This window comes from Pseudomonas sp. WC1, from assembly GCF_050586565.1.
Taxonomy (GTDB): Bacteria; Pseudomonadota; Gammaproteobacteria; order Pseudomonadales; family Pseudomonadaceae; genus Aquipseudomonas.
The window spans coordinates 22334-40032 of record NZ_JBOBDQ010000058.1 but is presented as its reverse complement, the minus strand read 5'-3'; the positions used below and the strand labels follow the sequence as shown (position 1 = coordinate 40032).

The following is a 17699-nucleotide window of genomic DNA, read 5'->3' as shown; positions in this document are numbered from 1 at the left end:
GGCCCCGATTTCGTTATACTCCCACCCCGAATTCAAGCACCGCCAGTTGGAGTCCCCGCGTGGAGCAGCAGCAAGACAAACGGTTCGTCATCCTCGACACCGAGACCACCGGCATGCCGGTGGCCGAAGGCCACCGCATCATCGAGATCGGTTGCGTCGAGGTCGTGGGCCGGCGCCTGACCGGGCGGCACTTCCATGTCTACCTGCAGCCCGACCGCGAGAGTGACGAGGGCGCGATCAACGTCCACGGCATCACCGATGCTTTCCTGGTCGGCAAACCGCGTTTCGGCGATGTGGCCGAGGAGTTCTTCGAGTTCATCCAGGGCGCCACCCTGGTCATCCACAACGCGGCGTTCGACGTCGGCTTCATCAACAACGAGTTCGCCCTGATCGGCCAGCAGGATCGTGCCGATATCTCGCAGCATTGCCCGATCCTCGACACCCTGATGATGGCGCGCTCGCGCCACCCGGGGCAGCGCAACAGCCTCGATGCCCTGTGCAAACGCTACGGCATCGACAACTCCGGCCGTGAGCTGCACGGCGCACTGCTCGACTCGGAACTGCTGGCAGACGTCTACCTGGCGATGACCGGTGGCCAGACCAGCTTGTCGCTGGCGGGCGAAGGGGCGGGCGACGAGGATGGGCAGGGCGGCACCGGCAGTGAAATCCGCCGTATCGTCGGGCGTGCGCCGGGGCGGGTGATCATGGCCAACGAGGAAGAGCTCGAGGCCCATGCCGAGCGGCTGGCGGCCATCGCCAAGTCGGCGGGTGGGCCGTCGATGTGGCAGGCATTGACCGAGCCAGCGGCCAGCTGACTCGAAGGCAGGACCGGCCCATCGCTGGCAAGCCAGCTCCCACAGGGACCGCATTCTGCGTTGCACCTTGTGAGCCGGCCTGGCGATGACAGCATCACACTCGACTACCCTGAGGGAAATTACCCGCAGAGGTAGCCGCCCGATGTACAAGGACCTGCAGTTCCCGATCCTCATCGTCCACCGGGCCATCAAGGCCGACAGCGTCGCTGGCGAGCGGGTGCGCGGCATTGCCGATGAACTGGTGCGTGACGGCTTCGCCATCCTCGCCGCCGCCGACCAGGCCGAAGCGCGGCTGGTGGCTGCCACTCATCATGGCCTGGCCTGCATGCTGATCGCCGCCGAGGGCGTCGGCGACAACAGCCGGCTGCTGCACAACATGGCCGAGCTGATCCGCCTGGCGCGGCTGAGGGCGCCCAACCTGCCGATCTTCGCCCTGGGCGAGCAGGTCACCCTGGAGAATGCCCCGGCCGAGGCCATGGGTGAACTGAACCAGCTGCGCGGCATTCTCTATCTGTTCGAAGACACCGTGCCGTTTCTCGCCCGCCAGGTGGCGCGGGCCGCGCATAACTACCTCGACGGCCTGCTGCCGCCTTTCTTCAAGGCCTTGGTGCAGCACACCGCACAATCCAATTACTCCTGGCACACACCGGGCCACGGCGGTGGCGTGGCTTACCGCAAGAGCCCGGTGGGGCAGGCCTTCCATCAGTTCTTCGGTGAAAACACCCTGCGCTCGGACCTGTCGGTCTCGGTGCCGGAACTGGGCTCGCTGCTCGACCACACTGGCCCGCTGGCCGCCGCCGAGGCGCGGGCGGCACGCAACTTCGGCGCCGACCATACCTTCTTCGTCATCAATGGCACCTCCACCGCCAACAAGATCGTCTGGCACGCCATGGTCGGGCGCGGTGACTTGGTGCTCGTGGACCGCAACTGTCACAAGTCGGTGGTGCACGCGATCATCATGACTGGCGCCATTCCTATCTACCTGTGCCCGGAACGCAACGAGCTGGGCATCATCGGACCCATACCTCTTGATGAGTTCAGCCAGGTGTCGATCCAGGCAAAGATCCAGGCCCACCCGCTGGCCCAGGGAAAGCCTGCAAAGATCAAGCTGGCCGTGGTCACCAACTCCACCTACGACGGGCTGTGCTACCACGCCGGGATGATCAAGCAGGCACTGGGCGCCAGCGTCGAGGTGCTGCACTTCGACGAGGCCTGGTTCGCCTACGCTGCCTTCCATGAATTCTTCGCCGGCCGTTACGCCATGGGCACGCCGCGTGCCGACGATGGGCCGCTGCTATTCAGCACCCATTCCACCCACAAGCTGCTGGCGGCCTTCAGCCAGGCCTCGATGATCCATGTGCAGGACGGTGCCAGCCGCCAGTTGGACCGTGACCGTTTCAACGAAGCGTTCATGATGCATATCTCCACCTCGCCGCAGTACAGCATCCTCGCCTCGCTGGACGTCGCCTCGGCGATGATGGAGGGCCCGGCGGGGCGTTCGCTGTTGCAGGAGATGTTCGACGAGGCCCTGAGCTTTCGCCGGGCGCTGGCCAACCTGCGCGAGCACCTCGCCGCCGATGACTGGTGGTTCAGCATCTGGCAGCCGCCGACGGCGCAGGCCAGCGAGCTGCAGGCGGTGGACTGGCTGCTGCAACCGGGGGCCGAGTGGCATGGCTTTGGCGGGCTGGGCGACGACTATGTCTTGCTCGACCCGCTCAAGGTCACCCTGGTGATGCCGGGCGCTGCTGGCGCAGCGGATGGCCATGGAATTCCCGCGGCAGTGGTGGGCAAGTTTCTCTGGGAGCGCGGGCTGGTGGTGGAAAAGACCGGCCTGTACAGCTTCCTGGTGCTGTTTTCGATGGGGATCACCAAGGGCAAGTGGAGCACGCTGCTCACCGAGCTGCTGGAGTTCAAGCGCCACTACGACGCCAATACCGCCCTGGCCGACTGCCTGGCCAGCGTGATGATGGAGCAGCCGTCACGCTACCAAGGGCTGGGGCTGCGCGACCTGTGCCAGCAACTGCATGGTTTCTACCGTGGCAATGCCACGTCCAGGCAGCTCAAGCTGCTGTTCACCCGTTTACCGGAGGTGGCGATGACTCCGGCCGAGGCCTATGACCGGATGGTGCGCGGGGAGGTGGAGTCGGTGCCTATCGAGCATCTGCTGGGCCGGGTCGCGGCGGTGATGCTGGTGCCCTATCCCCCGGGAATCCCGTTGATCATGCCGGGCGAGCGCTTCACCGAGGCGACCCGTTCGATCCTGGTCTACCTGGACTGCGCCCGGGCCTTCGACCAGGGTTTCCCAGGCTTCGTCGCCGACGTGCACGGCCTGCAGCGGGAAGGGCAGTTGTATACGGTGGACTGCGTCAAGGAATGCGAATGATCTCGACGCCGGTCTGGGCCAGCTCGAAACGGTCGTCGCCCAGGTGATTGACGCGGTCGCCGATAGCCAGGCGATAGCTGGTAACCGGCGCGCCGAGGGTGCTGCCGTCGGCCTGGAGGGTTGACTCCTGGAACTCGTGGACCGGGTAGATACGGCCTTCGGCGTCGCGGGCGTGGAACTGGCCGACCATTACTGCTGCCATTTAGGTGGAAACCTCTGAATCGTGTAGGAAATGTCTGTAGACATAGACCAGTGAAACGCCCGGGAAGTTTTCAGCCGAATGGAAAAAAACCGCGAAGCTGAGGAACGGTCATCTATAACTAACTGGTCCCATTCCCAGAGCAGAGGTTGCAAAACGCCATGAGCCAGGTCTATTCGGTAGCGGTTGTCGTCGGCAGCTTGCGCAAGGAGTCCTACAACCGCAAGGTGGCCCGCGCGCTGTCTGAGCTGGCGCCGTCCAGCCTTGCCCTGCGAATCGTCGAGATCGGCGACCTGCCGTTGTACAACGAAGATGTCGAGGCCGAGGGCGCCCCTGAGGCGTGGAAACATTTCCGCGACGAGATCCGCCGCAGCGACGCGGTGCTGTTCGTCACGCCGGAATACAACCGTTCGGTGCCGGGGGGGTTGAAAAATGCCATCGATGTAGGATCGCGTCCCTATGGGCAGAGCGTTTGGGCTGGCAAGCCGGCGGCGGTGGCCAGCGTGTCGCCGGGGGCGATCGGCGGGTTTGGTGCCAATCATGCCGTGCGCCAGTCGCTGGTGTTCCTCGATATGCCGTGCATGCAGATGCCCGAGGCTTACCTCGGTGGGGCGGCAACGTTGTTCGATGACAGTGGCAAGTTGAGCGACAAGACCCGGCCGTTCCTGCAGGGGTTCATCGACAAGTTTGCCTCGTGGGTGAAGCTTAACCGGGCGGTCTGAAGATGCCTCATCGCCGGCAAGCCGGCTCCTGTGGGAGCCGGCTTGCCGGCGATGGCCATCACGCGGACGATCAGCAAGCCTGCGGCATCTCTCCCTTGGCCAACCGCCGGTTGATATCGGCGATCACCTCGGGCAGCTCGTTGATGGTGTCGATCAGGTAGTGCGGGCGCGACCCTGCAAACATCGCGTGAATACGCTTGCGCTCGCTCTCCAGCTTTTCCGCACTCAAGGCCTGGTAACCTTCCCAGGTCAGCCCCAGGGCATTGCCCGAACACACCAGTGCCACGGTCCACATCCCGGCGCGGCGGCCTTCGAGAATCCCCGGTACGGTGTCGTCGACCTTCACGCAGGCGGCCACATCGTCGATGCCCAGGGCAATCACGTTGGCCAGCGCCTGGGCGGGCCACGGGCGGCCGTTCGGTGTCTCGTCGGTGGCCACCACGTGGTCGGCCATATAGCCGTTCTGCGCTGCCAGCTCGACCACCTTGTCCATCACCACCTTCGGGTAGCCCGAGCAGGAGCCGATTTTCAGGCCGTCCTTGCGCAGCCCGGTCAGGGTGTCCAGGGCGCCGGGGATCAGCGCCGAATGCACGGCGATCTTCTCAATCTGCAGCGGCATGAAGCGCTCGTAGATGGCGGTCACATCGTCATCGGTCGGCGTGCGGCCGAACACCTTGCGGTAGCGCTCAGCGATCTCCGGCACGTCGCACAGGGTGCGGATGTGGTCCCACTTGCCCATGCCCATCGGGCCACGGGCCTCTTCGATGGAGACCTGTACGTCGAACTCGGCGAAGGCTTCGACGAAGATCTGCGTGGGGGCGAACGAGCCGAAATCGACCACGGTGCCGGCCCAGTCGAGGATGGCGGCTTGCAGCTGGGTGGGGTTGCTGTAGTTCATGTGCGCGTTTTCCTTGAATTGGGTGGGCAGAGGGTCAGATGTCCAGCACTTCCATTTCCCGCAGCACTTCGGCCACGGCGTTCACGGCGGCCAGCATGCCATCGGCACCGACCACGCCGATGCAGCCGACGCGGAAGGTCTCGACCTGGGTCAGCTTGCCGGGGTAGAGGATGAAGCCCTTGGCCTTGACCCGCTCGTAGAAATCCTTGAACTGGTAACGCGGGTCTTTCGGCGCGTGGAAGGTGACGATGATCGGTGCCTGGATTTCGGCGGGCAGGAAACTCTGCAGGCCGATTTTTGCCATGCCGTCGAGCAGGGTCTTGCAGTTGTCGGCGTAGCGCTGGTGGCGGGCGGGCAGGCCACCCTCTTCGTTGTATTGCTGCAGCGCTTCGTGCAGGGCGGCGACCACGTGGGTCGGCGGGGTAAAGCGCCACTGGCCGGTCTTGGTCATGTAGGCGTGCTGGTCTTGCAGGTCCATGGCCAGGGAGTGGGCATTGCCTTCGGCGGCGGCCAGGGCGGTTTTTTCAGCGAAGACGAAGCCCATGCCGGGTACGCCTTCCAGGCACTTGCCGGAGGCGGCGATCAGCGCTTCGAAGGGAATCTTGCGGGCGTCGATTGGCAGTGCGCCGAACGAACTCATCGCGTCGATGATCAGGCGTTTGCCATGACGCTTGATCACCTGGGCGATCTCTGGCAGCGGGTTGAGGATGCCGGTGCTGGTCTCGCAGTGGATCAGTGCCACGTGGGTCACGGCGGGGTCGGCGGCCAGCAGGCGGTCGACGTCCGCGGCGGTGGTTGGCTGGTCTTCGGCGGTCTCGAAGGTGCTGTACGCGCGGCCCAGTACCTTGCAGATCTTGGCCAGGCGTTGGCCGTAGGCGCCGTTGATCAGCACCAGTACCTTGCCGTCCCGGGGTACCAGGGTGCCGATGGCGGCCTCGACGGCGAAGGTGCCGCTGCCTTGCAGGGGCACGCAGTGGTGGGTGGCGCTGCCGTCGAGGATGGCCAGCAGCTGCTCGCACACGCTGGCGGTCAGTTGGTTGAAGTCGCGGTCCCACGAGCCCCAGTCCACGAGCATGGCCTGGCGGGTGCGGATCGAGGTTGTCAGTGGACCGGGGGTCAGCAGGATCGGGGCGTTGCTCATTCCGTGGTTCCTCACTTGCGGTGGGCTGGAAGCTAGTGGGGCTAGGTTGCAATTCACCGTGTCATCAATCAAATTGTTTGTAGATATGCCAGCCATAAGTCAGGCCGATAGATATGAACCTGTTCCAGCTCCGTGCCTTCGATGCCGTCGCCCGCGAGGGCAGCTTCACCCGTGCCGCCGAGCGCCTGTTCATCAGCCAGCCGGCGGTGACCGGGCATGTAAAGGCGCTGGAGGAGCATTACCAGATCACGTTGCTGCGGCGAACCGCACGGCGGGTCGAGCTGACCGAGGAGGGCACGCGCCTGGCGGCCATCACCCGGGCCATGTTCGGCCTGGCCGAAGAGGCCCAGGCCATGCTCGAGGCCAACCGGCAGTTGCTCACCGGGCGCCTGGAGGTGGCGGCGGACGGGCCGCACCGGGTGATGCCGATGCTGGCGCAATTGCGCGAGCGCTACCCCGGTATCACCGTCAACCTGCGCCTGGGCAACGCCCAGGAAACCTTGGCCGCGCTGCTGTCGGAGCATGCCGACGTGGCCGTGCTGACGGAGATCGAGCCACGCAAGGGCCTGCACCTGCAGGGCCTGTGCGAGTCGCAACTCTGCGCGTTGCTGCCGGTGGGGCACGCCTGGGCGAGCAGCGACGGCGACTTGCCCCTGGCCGTGCTGGACAGGCAGATCATGGTGCTGCGCGAGCCAAGCTCGACCACTCGGCGCACCTTCGACAAGGCCTGTGCCGACGCAGGCGTGCAACCCCGGGTGTTGCTGGAGCTGGACAGCCGCGAGGCGGTCACCGAGGCGGTGGCGGCGGAGCTGGGCATCGGCGTGGTGTCCTCCACCGAGGTGGCCCATGACCCCCGGGTGGTGGCCCGCCCCCTGGCCGGCCAGGGGTTGGTCAACCAGCACATGGTCGGTTGCCTGGAGCGCCGCCGCGAGCTGCGCCTGATCCAGGCATTCCTGGGCCTGGCCGCCGGCCAGTGATTGGCGGCTGACGTTTTCTCCATGGCGGCTTAAGATGGCCACCACAGCGCAGACTGGATTGTCGATGAGCGAGAAGGACACCATTTCCATGCAGCTGGTGCGCGAAGCCCTGTTGCAGACCTGCCCGGCAGGGCAACCCGATGTCGGTGTACTGCGGCGTGCCGGTATCGACCCGGCGCTGCTTGAGCTGCCAGAGGCGCGGGTGAGTGCCGATGCCTACGCGCAGCTTTGGCGGCTGCTGGCGCGGCGCTGCAACGATGAATTCTTCGCCATGGACCCACGTGGCCTACCCGTCGGTAGCCTTGCCTTCATGACCCGCGCAGCCATGGCTCAGCCGACCCTCGGTGAGGGGCTGGACGTCGCGCTGGGTTTTCTCTCGTTGATGCTCGAGGACCTGCATCCCACCCTGATACGCCAGCAGAGCCTCGCCGAAATCGTCATCAACGAACCCCGCGAAGCGTCCCGCCGAGCCTTCACCTATTTCACCTTCTGGATGATCGTGCACGGCGTCGCCTGCTGGTTGGCCGGCCGGCGCATCCCGATCCTGGCCATCGACCTGCGCTGCGGCGAGCCTTCATTCTGCGATGACTACCGGGTCATGTTCTCGGAAAGCTTGCAATTCGACCGGCCGCGTACGCGGATGATCATTGCCGCCGACAGCCTTGACCTGCCACTCAAGCGTACGCCGCAGGAATTGCAACGCTTCCTGGCCGAAGCGCCCGGCAACATTCTGGTCAAGTATCGCGACCCTGCCAGCCTGGGGCGGCGTATACGCAACGACCTGTTGCATCGACACCCCAATCAGTGGCCTGACGCCGACGCCCTGGCGCGGCAGCTGTGTCTGTCGCCTTCCACGTTGCGTCGGCGCCTGGCCGAGGAGGGGCAGACCTACCAAGGCCTCAAAGACAGCGTGCGACGTGAATTGGCGATTGCCTGGCTCAGCGAGGCTGAACCCGCCATGGCGGACATCGCCGAGCGTTTGGGGTTTGCCGACAGCAGTTCGTTTTACAAGGCCTTTCGCAAATGGTTCGGCTGCAACCCCGGCCATTACCGTGCGCTGGTCCAGGCGCGCGATGCTCACTGCTGAGCGGCCGCAGTTCCCGAATCGCCGTGGCAGCTGTTTCGCTTCCCTCTGAAGCTTCGCCGCAATGAGTGAAAGATTGTGCCCTCTCATCAGCACAGAGGGCTCTTCATGCGAACATTTCCGACTGTACCCAGTACCCGCAACGGCGTCTCTGCCAAGGATATGCAAACGGCTGCTGCCGCTTTCACCCAATCGCTCCCTCGATGGATCTCAGGTACCTCTGCAGCCAACATTTACACGTTGCGAGTATTGATCGCCAGCCATAGAGCCAGCCAGATAGCCGTGGCCAGCGCGACCAACGCAGTCGTACCGCTGCATGTGTTCGCCGAGAGCAGATTCTCCGAAGCCCTGGCAGGCATGCTGCCGAATGGGCAAACACTGACCAGTTTGCAGTGGCGAAGAAAGATGCGTGAAGAGGTGGGGCATTCGGTTCCCCATTTCGAAGATTCTTTTGAAGTTCAGCCAGCGCTGTCGCGCCTGGCGCAGAATTTTGCCGATAGTGCCACCCCTCTGAGCGGCAGTGGCTTGGTTGTTCAGGTTGGCGATGATCAGGTCATTGGCAACACGGCGCAATTGATCGAAACGTGCCGCCAACTGGATGCTGGAAAGCAGTACCAGGCACTGCTTGATCAACATCTCACCCAGAACAAGGCGCTGCTGGTCGCGGACAAGCTTGCGGGCTTCAAGCTGGCCGTGCATGTCGCATTTCTCAAGGGCAAGATCGACATTGATGTGAGCGCCGCACTGGAGCACTACGCTGAAAGCCCGAACGGCACGAGTACCGAGCCCAGGCTCACGGCGTATCCAGGGCTGATGTCCATGCTGGGGGTGCTGGTCCATGAGGCATTGATCATCCAGTTGAAAACTGTCGATGGCGATAATGCAGGTGTCGTGACCTACATGCCTGGCGATGCCGACAATCCACTGCGCTGGCACAGCTCCACGCAGGACTTGCAAGTTGAAATGGTCTCTCACCTACGGCGCCAGGGTTATCTGCGCGAACTCCTGCAATTGATCGCGCTGGATGCACGCAGCGCGTTCTTCCGGCAGTTGCAGTTGCGCTTGATGGATGCAGCGCCTGACCTGCAGATAGAGGGCATGACCGGTCATGGCACAGTCTTCACACGCTGGGTGGATGAGCAGGTCGAGCGCGTGCGCGCGGATGCCAAAGCGCTGCTTGTACCTACCGCAGACGCTGATGCCGAGGCCAGCCGTAAACGCCTGGAGGATTGGAAGTCGCTTGGCTGGGGGCTGATCGGGCTGGCCGGATTCTTCATCCCGGTGGTAGGGGCCGTGCTGTTGGGGGCGTTGCTGAAGGATGTTTGCGCCCAGGTGTTCGAGGGCGTTACAAATTGGGCCAAAGGGCATGATCACGAAGCATTGCAGCATGCACTGAACGTGGCGCAGGTTGTTGCCGCCACGTCTGTTGGGCTGGTTGCAGGCGCCGCTGTCGGCCGTTTGGTCGACAGGGCGCTGGTCGAGGGCCTGGAAGTGGTTGCGTTGGACGATGACAGCCAAGGGCTGTGGAACGGCGACCTGAGTATCTACGCGCGCGAGTTGCCGGATGACGCGATCCTGGGCGCAGATGGCTTGTATTTCCAAGGCAGCCGCCGTTGGCTGAGGGTTGACGAGCATTATTACGAGGTTCATCAACCGAGTGAGAACGGGGCCTGGCGGTTGCTCCATCCGGATCGGCCACAGGCTTACGGGCCGGTGTTGCAGCACAACGCTGAGCGCCTGTGGCTGCTACCTGACGACTCGCCCATGGACTGGAAGGATGCACGGCAGATGCTTGGCCGTCTCTGGCCACAGCAACGTCCGCTCGACCCGCAACGCGCCAAGCAGGTCCTGCAGGCGGCTTGCAGCGATGTGGATGAACTGCGAGGGATTCTGGTGGAGAACCGCCCTTTGCCGGCCAACCTGCGCGATACGCTGCGCCGTTTCGAGGCCGATGAAAGGATCGAGCGTTTCTTCGAGTCGCTGGCCTGCGGTGCGTCTGTGCCCGATGACCCAGCGCTGCTTGAATGGTGCGAGAAGCACCCTGGTTTAGCTGGGCTGACGGCCGCCGAACGACCTGGAGCTATCCTCGACCAACAGATCGAGCTACGTCATGGCCTGTTCGAACACCTGACAGTCGTCGAGCCGGGTTCTGATCCTGTTGTTCAAGTACTCCGACGGGATTTCCCAGGCCTGCCCACCGATTACGCCATCGAATTGGCCTGTCAGGTCAGCGGCGACGAGCGAGAAGAGGTCGAGTTGCTGCAGCGCCTGCCGTTGCCTGTCGCCACCAGAGCGCGCTCCCTGCTTCAGCTTGCCAGGCTGAATCAAGCCGTGCAGGGCGTGATGCTGCGCAACGCCTACAGTGATGTCGGTGATGAGTTGGCGCTGGGATTGTTGTCGAGGCTTGGCCATTGGTCTTTCTCGCGGCGCGTGGAGTTGCGCCTCGGTTCTGCGGAGGGGCGCCGGCTGGCAGTTATCAACGTGCAGGCTCCGGAAGCCGATCAGATAACCCTGGTGCGGCATGCGGGCGCGTTGGTGCTGTATGACGCTCAAGGCCTTGAGTTGCCAGAGCAGAGCTGCGCCCCTGATGACCTCTTCCAGGCCCTAGTCACAGTACTGACAGCAGAGCAGAAAGCCGCCCTTGGCCTAGGCAGCGAGCACCCGGCTGGCGAGCTACGGCGACAGGTCGTCAATCTGCTGCCCATAGGTCGGCAGAAGCTGTTGAAACAACTGGCCTGGCGGGAACAGCAGGGCTGGTTCAATCCGGGGCAGCGCTTGGGAGACGGCCGTGTAGGGTATTCGCTGGGCGGCAGCGTATCTCAAGTGCGGGGGCCTGGGTGGCGGGTCCGGCGGCGATTGGCCAGGCTCTATCAGGGTGATACGCCCAGGCAGATCGATGAGCATCTGTTTCGCATTCTGGACGCTGCCAACCCCTACGGAGCGCTGCTTCTTGAAGAGCAGAATTTTCATCTGCTCGACCATTACCTGAACACATGGATTTCTGCCGGGTCAGGAGGGGAACGGGCAGCGCGTCGCATGCTTGGCCGAAGGTTGCTACAGGCTTGGCGCCGGCAATTGCCGGTGGATGTCCATGAAAATGCCGTGCGCGGCTTTGTTCTGGACCTGAGCGGCCATCGTGTGAACGGCATGCCTATACTGGATGAGGCGATCGACTTCCATCACGTCACCTCCCTGACGATGGTCGATACGCCGCTGCAGATGGTTCCAGATGCCTTCTTCAGTTGCTTCGGGCATGTTCGCCGTCTGAGCATGGCACGCAACCGTCTGGAAGCATTGCCGGTCGGCATTCGGCACCTGCGATTTCTTGAAAGACTGGACCTCTCGTACAACGGTATTCGCAACGGCGAGCGCGTATCCGAGGCGCTGAGTTCACTGCCTCGTCTGCAGGAACTGGACCTCAGTTTCAATCCGTCGATTCGCATTTTTTATCTGGGCAACTGGGCTTCAGGCCTGAGGCGCTTGAGCCTGAGGCTGTGCGGGTTGGCGGAATGGCCTGCTGGGCTGGAGCGGTGCCGACTGCTGCGTTGGATCGACCTGAGTTCCAATAACCTGGTCAATGTACCTGCCGCCATCCTGGCAATGCCGTATCCCTACCGTACTTCGATTCTACTGGGTCGAAACGCCATCGATCAGGTACAACTGGAGCGTCTGTACGCGCGCCCTGCACCTGTCCATCCGCCAGCCCCACAACCCGCCCCTGAGCTGCTGGCTGCCAGGGCAGTCTGGGTGGTCGGAGAGCAGGCGCAAGCGCGTGGGGCGACCTGGGATCGATTGTTCGCTGACCCAAGAAGCCGCGAACTGGAAACGATCCTGCGCCGGCTGCAGCAAAGCAGCGACTATCGCAATCAGGCCTACCACCGTGTGCTGGATGCTCGAGTGTGGACGCTGCTTGACGCCATGGACACTGACACGGCGCTGGCAGACGACGTCCACGCCCATGCGGTTGGCAACGTTACCTGTGCAGATGATGTCGCCGATCGCTTCAGCGAGCTGCATCTGCTCGCATTGGTGAACAACGCAAAGCGCTCGACAGCAGTGGCCGAGCAGCAACAGGCACTGCTCGACCTGGGGCAGGGTTTGTTCCGCCTCACGCTGCTGAAGGAACATATCGGCAGGTACATCGCTGAGAAGACGCTGAGCACCCCGCATCTTGATGCCGTCGAGGTCAGCCTTTATTTTCGCTTGGCGTTGGCCGAAGAGATGAAGCTGCCAAGCCAGCCGCACTCGATGTTGTTTGGCGCGATAGCCAACGTCAGCGAGGCGGACCTGGCGGCCGCACGGGTCTTTGTAAGGGATGCGGCCACCGTCGAAGCAAAAGCCGCTTTCTTGAGCCAGCAGAAATTCTGGAGCCAATGGCTGGAAACGCAACAGGCGGAAGCGTTCGCGCCCATCCTCGAGCAATCCCAGGACAGTCTGGACCAGCTATATGACCGGCAGTCCGAGATGACCAGCCAGCAGTATCTGGAGCAAACCGCTGAGGTGGCCGAAAAGCTTGATTACCTGAAAAACCGTCTGGTCATCTTCTTGACAACACCTTTGCTGAGGCCCGACGCGGATTCAGTCCTGCCACCTGGCGACCAAACCGGTCATCCAGATTGACAGCTTTGGCCATTGCTCGTCAGGGCCTCTAGCGACAACATCGTCAGACCAATGGTGCACTCCAACAATAACTAACAACCAGGAGTCTGACGATGCGTGATTACGCCGATGCCGCCCGTTCGTTCGACCATGCCCAGGCTGCCCGCGCAGCACTGCACGGGCAACTGACGGCCCTCAATGCCTGCGTCGAATGCTGTGACCGCCATGTCGGCAGCGGCAAGCCGGCGCTGCTGTGGGAAGGCCGTGATGGCGACAGCAAGCGGTACACCTTCGACGAGTTGGCGCCCTGGGTGGCCCGCTTTGCCAACGTGCTGAAAGCCCAGGGGGTGGGCGCGGGCGACCGTGTCGCCGGCTTGATGCCACGCATCCCCGAGTTGCTGGTGACCATCCTCGCCACCTGGCGCCTGGGTGCGGTCTACCAGCCGTTGTTCACTGCCTTCGGGCCGAAGGCCATCGAACATCGCCTGGAGCAGTCCGCAGCACGCGTGGTGGTGACCGACCAGCAGAACCGTGCCAAGCTCGATAGTGTGAGTGATTGCCCGAAGATCATCACCGTTAAGGCACGCGCTGGCGAACTGGATTTCCATGCCAGCCTCGAAAGTGTCGCGGGCGACTGTGAACCTGTCATGCGCACGGGTGACGACCCTTTCCTGCTGATGTTCACCTCGGGTACCACCGGCCCGGCCAAACCCCTGGAGGTGCCGCTGCGCGCCATCGTCGCCTTCCAGGGCTACATGCGTGATGCCATCGACCTGCGCCCGGAAGACAACTTCTGGAACCTGGCCGATCCGGGTTGGGCGTATGGCCTCTATTACGCAGTTACCGGCCCCTTGTCGCTGGGCCACGCCACGACCTTCTACGATGGCCCGTTCAGCGTCGAGAGCTGCGCGCACATCATCAACAAACTGGGCATCAACAACCTGGCCGGTTCGCCAACGGCTTATCGACTGCTGATCGCTGCGGGCCGAGCGTTTTCCGCGCCAATCCAGGGCCGCCTGCGGGTCGTCAGCAGTGCCGGCGAGCCGCTCAATCCAGAGGTCATACGCTGGTTTGCCGACGAACTGGGAGTGACCATCCACGATCACTATGGCCAGACCGAACTGGGGATGGTGCTGTGTAACCACCATGGCTTGAGGCACCCGGTACACCTGGGGTCTGCCGGTTTCGCCATTCCTGGCCACCGTATCGTCGTGCTCGATGAGCAGGGCGCGGAGCTGTCGGTCGGGCAACCTGGGATTCTGGCCGTGGACCGTGAGCAATCACCCTTGTGCTGGTTCGGCGGTTATCGCGATGTACCTACCAAATCGTTCGTCGGCAAGTATTACCTCAGCGGCGATACCGTCGAGCTCAACGCCGACGGCAGCATCAGCTTTGTCGGCCGCAGCGACGATGTGATCACCACCTCCGGTTACCGAGTCGGTCCTTTTGATGTGGAAAGCGCGCTGATCGAGCACCCCACGGTGATCGAAGCGGCAGTCATCGGCAAGCCCGACCCGGAACGCACCGAGCTGATCAAGGCCTTCGTCGTCCTGGCCCAAGGTGTGACAGGCACGGCCGAGCTGGAAGATGCCTTGCGCCAGCACGTGCGCCAGCGACTGTATGCCCACGCCTATCCGCGTGAAATCGAATTCGTCAGCGAGCTGCCCAAGACGCCGAGCGGCAAGCTGCAACGTTTCATCCTGCGCAATCAGGAAATCGCCAAACAACAAGCGCAGCTGGCCACACGCGCCAGCGCCTGAGGAACCACACATGCAGATCAACCACAAACATTTCATCGTCAGCGGCGCGGCCTCCGGGCTGGGCGCCGCCACCGCGCAGATGCTGGTCGAGGCGGGCGCCAAGGTCATGCTGGTCGACCTCAATGCCGCGGCCGTCGAAGCCAAGGCACGTGAACTGGGTGACAGCGCCGGTTTCGCGCTTGCCGATATCAGTGACGAGCAGGCCGCAAAGGCGGCGGTCGACGCTGCTGTCAGTGCATTCGGCAGTATTCATGGCCTGATCAACTGTGCCGGTATCGTCGGCGCCGAGAAGGTGCTGGGCAAGCAGGGCCCGCATGGCCTGGCCAGCTTCACCAAGGTCATCAACGTCAACCTGATCGGCAGTTTCAACTTGCTGCGCCTTGCAGCGGCAGCCATGGCCGAGGGCCAGCCTGACGAAGGAGGGGAGCGCGGCGTGATCATCAACACCGCCTCCATCGCCGCTTATGACGGGCAGATTGGCCAGGCTGCCTATGCGGCATCCAAAGGCGCGATTGCCAGCCTCACGCTCCCTGCGGCCCGTGAGCTGGCGCGTTTCGGGATCCGGGTGATGACCATCGCCCCTGGCATCTTCGAGACGCCAATGATGGCCGGCATGACCCAGGAGGTTCGCGACTCCCTGGCCGCCGGCGTACCGTTCCCGCCGCGCCTGGGCCGGCCACAGGAGTACGCAGCTCTGGCCCGCCACATCATCGAGAACAGCATGCTCAACGGCGAGGTAATCCGCCTTGACGGCGCCCTGCGCATGGCTGCCAAGTAAGGAGCATTGAACATGACCCTCGTCAACGACCCAATTGTCATCGTTAGCGCCGTGCGCACGCCCATGGGCGGCCTGCAGGGCGATCTCAAGAGCCTCACCGCACCACAACTGGGCGCAGCGGCGATCCGCGCCGCTGTCGAACGCGCCGGTATCGATGCCGGCAGCGTCCAGGAGGTGCTGTTCGGCTGCGTGCTGCCGGCCGGGCAGGGCCAGGCCCCGGCGCGCCAGGCGGCCCTCGGCGCCGGGCTGGGCAAGCACACCACCTGCACCACGCTGAACAAGATGTGCGGCTCGGGCATGCAGGCGGCGATCCTGGCCCACGACCAACTGCTGGCCGGCAGCGCCGAAGTGATCGTCGCTGGTGGCATGGAGAGCATGACCAACGCTCCATACCTGCTGGACAAGGCCCGTGGCGGCTACCGCATGGGCCACGGCAAGATCATCGACCACATGTTCATGGACGGCCTCGAGGACGCCTACGACAAAGGGCGGCTGATGGGGACGTTCGCCGAAGACTGCGCGCAGAAAGGCGATTTCAGCCGCGAAGCCCAGGATGCCTTCGCCATCGCCTCGCTGACCCGTGCGCAGGATGCGATCACGAGCGGCCGTTTCGCTGCCGAGATCGTCCCGGTGGAAGTCACCGAGGGCAAGGACAAGCGCGTCATCAAGGATGACGAGCAGCCGCCCAAGGCGCGCCTGGACAAGATCCCGCAGCTCAAGCCGGCCTTCCGCGAAGGCGGCACCGTCACCGCCGCCAACTCCAGCTCCATTTCCGACGGTGCCGCGGCGCTGGTGTTGATGCGCCGTTCCGAGGCCGAGAAGCGTGGCCTCAAGCCGTTGGCGCTGATCCATGGCCACGCGGCCTTCGCCGACACCCCGGCGCTGTTCCCCACCGCGCCCATCGGCGCCATCGAAAAGCTGCTCAAGCGCACCGGCTGGACACTGGCCGAGGTGGACCTGTTCGAGATCAACGAGGCCTTCGCCGTGGTCACCCTGGCGGCCATGAAGCATCTCGACCTGCCCCATGAGAAAGTGAACATCCACGGCGGCGCCTGTGCCCTGGGCCACCCGATCGGCGCCTCGGGCGCGCGCATTCTCGTGACCCTGCTGTCGGCGCTGCGCCAGAACAACCTGCGCCGTGGCGTGGCGGCCATCTGCATCGGCGGTGGCGAAGCGACGGCCATGGCCGTCGAATGCCTGTACTGAGGTGAATCATGCTGGTAACTGACGAGCAACAACAGATCGCCGACGCGGTACGTGACTTCGCTCAGGAGCGCCTGAGGCCGTTTGCCGAGCAATGGGACAAGGATCACCGCTTCCCCAGGGAGGCCATCGAGGAGATGGCCGGCATGGGGCTGTTTGGCATGCTGGTGCCAGAGCAGTACGGCGGCAGCGACACGGGCTACGTGGCCTACGCCATGGCCCTGGAAGAAATCGCCGCCGGTGACGGCGCCTGCTCCACCATCATGAGCGTGCACAATTCGGTGGGTTGCGTGCCGATCCTAAAGTTCGGCAACGAGGCGCAGAAGCAGCAGTTCCTGGCGCCGCTGGCCAGCGGCGCGATGCTCGGCGCGTTCGCCCTGACCGAGCCCCAGGCCGGCTCTGATGCCAGCAGCCTGAAGACCCGCGCTCGCCTGGACGGCGACCATTACGTACTCAATGGCAGCAAGCAGTTCATCACCTCCGGACAGAATGCCGGGGTGGTGATTGTCTTCGCCGTTACCGACCCGGATGCCGGCAAACGCGGTATCACGGCCTTCATCGTGCCCACCGATGCACCGGGTTACCAGGTGGCGCGGGTCGAGGACAAGCTCGGCCAGCACGCCTCCGACACCTGCCAGATCGTCTTTGACAACGTGCGGGTACCAGTGGCCAATCGCCTGGGCGAGGAAGGGCAGGGTTACAAGATCGCCCTGGCCAACCTCGAGGGCGGGCGGATCGGTATTGCCTCGCAGTCGGTGGGCATGGCCCGCGCCGCCTTCGAGGTGGCCCGCGACTACGCCAATGAGCGGCACACTTTCGGCAAGCCATTGATCGAGCACCAGGCGGTGGCTTTCCGTCTGGCCGACATGGCGACCAGGATCGCCGTGGCCCGGCAGATGGTGCTGCACGCCGCGGCCCTGCGCGACGCCGGGCGCCCGGCGCTGGTGGAGGCCTCGATGGCCAAGCTTTTCGCCTCGGAAATGGCCGAAAAGGTCTGTTCGGATGCCTTGCAGACGCTTGGCGGTTATGGCTATCTGAGCGACTTCCCGCTGGAGCGCATCTACCGCGACGTGCGGGTCTGCCAGATCTACGAAGGCACCAGCGACATTCAGCGCATGGTCATTGCGCGCAATCTTTGAA

At 63.7% G+C, this 17699-nt stretch carries 13 protein-coding genes; 10 read left to right on the top strand and 3 right to left on the bottom strand.

Features of this window, described 5'->3' with window-relative positions; all coding sequences use genetic code 11:
• Positions 1-59: 59 nt before the first annotated feature.
• Together dnaQ and ACQ4OD_RS21785 are read left to right on the top strand one after the other, a co-directional pair.
• A complete protein-coding gene (gene dnaQ / locus ACQ4OD_RS21790; RefSeq protein WP_139669793.1) occupies positions 60-815 on the top strand; it encodes a DNA polymerase III subunit epsilon in 756 nt (251 codons plus the stop codon).
• A 142-nt stretch (positions 816-957) separates the two neighbouring features.
• Entirely contained in the window at positions 958-3198 is a 2241-nt protein-coding gene (locus ACQ4OD_RS21785) for an Orn/Lys/Arg decarboxylase N-terminal domain-containing protein (protein ID WP_430944907.1), read from the top strand.
• On the opposite strand, the gene ACQ4OD_RS21780 is transcribed toward ACQ4OD_RS21785, so the two are convergent.
• A complete protein-coding gene (locus ACQ4OD_RS21780; protein WP_028690532.1) occupies positions 3182-3400 on the bottom strand; it encodes a hypothetical protein in 219 nt (72 codons plus the stop codon). The two genes, ACQ4OD_RS21785 and ACQ4OD_RS21780, sit on opposite strands and share 17 nt — an antisense overlap.
• A gap of 158 nt (positions 3401-3558) precedes the next feature.
• Here ACQ4OD_RS21780 and ACQ4OD_RS21775 point away from each other — a divergent pair, with 158 nt between their 5' ends.
• A complete protein-coding gene (locus tag ACQ4OD_RS21775; RefSeq protein WP_430944906.1) occupies positions 3559-4119 on the top strand; it encodes an NADPH-dependent FMN reductase in 561 nt (186 codons plus the stop codon).
• A 70-nt stretch (positions 4120-4189) separates the two neighbouring features.
• Here the strand turns inward: ACQ4OD_RS21775 and phnX are convergent, their stop codons facing one another.
• Complete coding sequence (phnX, locus tag ACQ4OD_RS21770) at positions 4190-5017, bottom strand: phosphonoacetaldehyde hydrolase (RefSeq protein WP_430944905.1); 828 nt, start codon at positions 5015-5017, stop codon at positions 4190-4192.
• Positions 5018-5051: 34 nt separating this feature from the next.
• Entirely contained in the window at positions 5052-6158 is a 1107-nt protein-coding gene (locus ACQ4OD_RS21765) for a 2-aminoethylphosphonate--pyruvate transaminase (protein WP_430944904.1), read from the bottom strand.
• Positions 6159-6271: 113 nt separating this feature from the next.
• On the opposite strand from ACQ4OD_RS21765, the gene ACQ4OD_RS21760 reads away from it, so the two are divergent.
• The 7 genes from ACQ4OD_RS21760 (at position 6272) to ACQ4OD_RS21730 (ending at position 17698) form a co-directional block, all read left to right on the top strand.
• On the top strand, positions 6272-7135 hold the full coding sequence (locus tag ACQ4OD_RS21760; RefSeq protein ID WP_258600284.1) for a LysR substrate-binding domain-containing protein: 864 nt from the start codon (positions 6272-6274) through the stop codon (positions 7133-7135).
• A gap of 64 nt (positions 7136-7199) precedes the next feature.
• On the top strand, positions 7200-8222 hold the full coding sequence (locus ACQ4OD_RS21755) for an AraC family transcriptional regulator (protein ID WP_139669805.1): 1023 nt from the start codon (positions 7200-7202) through the stop codon (positions 8220-8222).
• A 105-nt stretch (positions 8223-8327) separates the two neighbouring features.
• On the top strand, positions 8328-12839 hold the full coding sequence (locus ACQ4OD_RS21750; protein WP_430944903.1) for an NEL-type E3 ubiquitin ligase domain-containing protein: 4512 nt from the start codon (positions 8328-8330) through the stop codon (positions 12837-12839).
• Between the two features lie 92 nt (positions 12840-12931).
• Positions 12932-14578 carry an AMP-binding protein gene (locus ACQ4OD_RS21745; protein WP_139669809.1) on the top strand — a complete coding sequence of 549 codons (1647 nt, stop codon included), beginning with the start codon at positions 12932-12934 and terminating at the stop codon, positions 14576-14578.
• A 10-nt stretch (positions 14579-14588) separates the two neighbouring features.
• Positions 14589-15356, top strand: a complete 768-nt coding sequence (locus tag ACQ4OD_RS21740; RefSeq protein WP_430944902.1) for an SDR family NAD(P)-dependent oxidoreductase — start codon at positions 14589-14591, stop codon at positions 15354-15356.
• Positions 15357-15368: 12 nt separating this feature from the next.
• Positions 15369-16562 (top strand): acetyl-CoA C-acyltransferase, encoded by a 1194-nt coding sequence (locus ACQ4OD_RS21735; RefSeq protein ID WP_139669813.1) that lies wholly within the window; start codon positions 15369-15371, stop codon positions 16560-16562.
• An 8-nt stretch (positions 16563-16570) separates the two neighbouring features.
• The gene (locus ACQ4OD_RS21730) at positions 16571-17698 is read left to right on the top strand and encodes an acyl-CoA dehydrogenase (protein WP_430944901.1); all 1128 of its coding nucleotides are present in this window, start codon (positions 16571-16573) and stop codon (positions 17696-17698) included.
• The last annotated feature ends 1 nt before the right edge of the window (position 17699 follow it).

Coding starts and splice junctions, on each gene's coding strand:
- ACQ4OD_RS21785 (WP_430944907.1), top strand. CDS start 958: ATGTACAAGGACCTGCAGTTCCCGATCCTCATCGTCCACCGGGCCATC.
- ACQ4OD_RS21780 (WP_028690532.1), bottom strand. CDS start 3,400: ATGGCAGCAGTAATGGTCGGCCAGTTCCACGCCCGCGACGCCGAAGGC.
- ACQ4OD_RS21775 (WP_430944906.1), top strand. CDS start 3,559: ATGAGCCAGGTCTATTCGGTAGCGGTTGTCGTCGGCAGCTTGCGCAAG.
- phnX (WP_430944905.1), bottom strand. CDS start 5,017: ATGAACTACAGCAACCCCACCCAGCTGCAAGCCGCCATCCTCGACTGG.
- ACQ4OD_RS21765 (WP_430944904.1), bottom strand. CDS start 6,158: ATGAGCAACGCCCCGATCCTGCTGACCCCCGGTCCACTGACAACCTCG.
- ACQ4OD_RS21760 (WP_258600284.1), top strand. CDS start 6,272: ATGAACCTGTTCCAGCTCCGTGCCTTCGATGCCGTCGCCCGCGAGGGC.
- ACQ4OD_RS21755 (WP_139669805.1), top strand. CDS start 7,200: ATGAGCGAGAAGGACACCATTTCCATGCAGCTGGTGCGCGAAGCCCTG.
- ACQ4OD_RS21750 (WP_430944903.1), top strand. CDS start 8,328: ATGCGAACATTTCCGACTGTACCCAGTACCCGCAACGGCGTCTCTGCC.
- ACQ4OD_RS21745 (WP_139669809.1), top strand. CDS start 12,932: ATGCGTGATTACGCCGATGCCGCCCGTTCGTTCGACCATGCCCAGGCT.
- ACQ4OD_RS21740 (WP_430944902.1), top strand. CDS start 14,589: ATGCAGATCAACCACAAACATTTCATCGTCAGCGGCGCGGCCTCCGGG.
- ACQ4OD_RS21735 (WP_139669813.1), top strand. CDS start 15,369: ATGACCCTCGTCAACGACCCAATTGTCATCGTTAGCGCCGTGCGCACG.
- ACQ4OD_RS21730 (WP_430944901.1), top strand. CDS start 16,571: ATGCTGGTAACTGACGAGCAACAACAGATCGCCGACGCGGTACGTGAC.